Source organism: Streptomyces sp. NRRL WC-3549 (assembly GCF_000721935.1).
In the GTDB taxonomy this organism is placed as follows: domain Bacteria; phylum Actinomycetota; class Actinomycetes; order Streptomycetales; family Streptomycetaceae; genus Streptomyces.
Genome location: NZ_KL585385.1, coordinates 106146 through 106417, shown reverse-complemented (window position 1 = coordinate 106417; position 272 = coordinate 106146). Strand labels below are relative to the sequence as shown.

The window sequence follows — 272 nt, the reverse complement described above, 5'->3', positions numbered from 1 at the left end:
CGCCCGGCGCATGGAGGCGTGGCTGCCGCTCGGCGCCCCCCTCAAGCAGGCCTTCGCCACGATGCTCCAGCACGACGCGGGCTGGATCGCGGTCGTCGACCCGGAGAGCACCGGCCGCTTCCTCGGCGTCCTCACCCCGGCCCGTCTCCACGAGGCCCTGCGCCGCTCGATCGACGCGGACGCGCAGGCCGTGCCGCGCTCCGGGGTCGCGGTGGAGACCGTCGCGTCGGTCGCCGGTCCCTGAACGGCTACCGCCCCGGCTCGCTCTCCGT

The 272-nt window shown here is 76.5% G+C and carries 1 pseudogene; it reads left to right on the top strand.

The features are described from left to right. Positions 1 to 244, top strand: a pseudogene (locus IH13_RS0104030) (ABC transporter ATP-binding protein); the annotation flags it as partial. Positions 245 to 272: the final 28 nt, after the last annotated feature.